This is a genomic window from Marispirochaeta aestuarii (genome assembly GCF_002087085.1).
In the GTDB taxonomy this organism is placed as follows: Bacteria; Spirochaetota; Spirochaetia; order JC444; family Marispirochaetaceae; genus Marispirochaeta; species Marispirochaeta aestuarii.
Genome location: NZ_MWQY01000058.1, coordinates 1 through 1,325, shown reverse-complemented (window position 1 = coordinate 1,325; position 1,325 = coordinate 1). Strand labels below are relative to the sequence as shown.

The 1,325-nt window shown below is 48.0% G+C and carries 1 protein-coding gene; it reads left to right on the top strand.

The window, feature by feature from the left end; translation table 11 throughout:
- Positions 1 to 141 precede the first annotated feature (141 nt).
- Positions 142 to 1,302 carry an ISAs1 family transposase gene (locus B4O97_RS19090; RefSeq protein WP_083053112.1) on the top strand — a complete coding sequence of 387 codons (1,161 nt, stop codon included), beginning with the start codon at positions 142 to 144 and terminating at the stop codon, positions 1,300 to 1,302.
- The last annotated feature ends 23 nt before the right edge of the window (positions 1,303 to 1,325 follow it).

The window sequence follows — 1,325 nt, the reverse complement described above, 5'->3', positions numbered from 1 at the left end:
GCGCACATAGTTATGCACAGGCAGTCGGCTCGAAGAGCGATAGGTAAATTTTTATGCAGTCACATATGAATTTTTATACGTTCTAGACATTTTCTCCCTGATAGGGCAGACTCTTTGCATCAATCGGTGCCGGAGGGTAAGATGAGCAAGAGTCAGTCAATGAATATCATGGAGCATTTTCAAACAATCGAAGACCCGCGGATAGATCGACATAAGCGGCATCTTATCCTAGATATCATAGTTCTTACCATCTGTGCAGTAGTCTGCCATTGTGAGACATGGGAGGAAATTGAGACTTATGGGAAGGAGAAAGAACAGTGGCTGAGGAAGTTTTTGGCTCTTCCCAATGGTATTCCTTCTCACGATACAATACGTAGGCTGTTCATTCGCCTCAATCCTGAACAACTTCAGCAATGCTTTCTCAGCTGGGTCAATTCAATCCGTGAACAGACCCAAGGAGAAATCGTTGCAATCGATGGAAAGACAGCACGGCGTAGTCATGATCATTACAGTGGAAAATCTGCAATTCACATGGTCAGCGCCTGGGCCTCAGAGAATCGTATGATACTCGGCCAGGTGAAAACTGATGAGAAATCAAATGAGATAACTGCTATCCCTGAGCTTCTTAAGCTGCTTGAGTTAAAGGGATGCATCGTGACCATAGACGCTATTGGCTGTCAGACAGAGATTGCCAATCAGATCAAGCAGCAGCAGGCCGATTATGTGCTTGCAGTGAAGGGAAATAGACCTCAACTGCACAATGAATTGAAGTTCTGCTTCGATGAAATCAAACCAGGGTCCGAAAAGCTGGAAGAGTGGATTGAATATCACAGGGACTTCAATAAGGAACACGGTCGCCTTGAAGTCCGCGAATGCCTGGCGACTGAAGAGATCGACTGGCTGAAACCGTTCATCAAAGAGTGGAAAGGTGTCAAGAGTATTGCCATGGTCAGATCGCGACGAACGATCGGCGACAAGGAGAGCGTTGAGAGTCGCTACTACATCAGCTCGCTCCCTGCCAATGCAGAACTCCTGAACACCGCCGTACGAGCACATTGGGGAGTGGAAAACTCGGTCCACTGGGTTCTGGATATGGTTTTTCGCGAGGATGAGAGCCGTATGCGAAAAGGCCATTCTCCGGAGAACTTCGCGATTCTACGGCGTATGGCTCTGAATCTGGTTCGTCGTGACAAATCGAGTAAGGCTAGTCTCAAGGCGCGACGCAAAGCTGCTGGCTGGAATAACAGCTATTTGGAGCAGTTGCTCTTTGCTCCTGACCAGTCCTTCGAGCCCACTGCTTGAACTGGTTTAATGCGCTGGCCCTG

Coding starts and splice junctions, on each gene's coding strand:
- B4O97_RS19090 (WP_083053112.1), top strand. CDS start 142: ATGAGCAAGAGTCAGTCAATGAATATCATGGAGCATTTTCAAACAATC.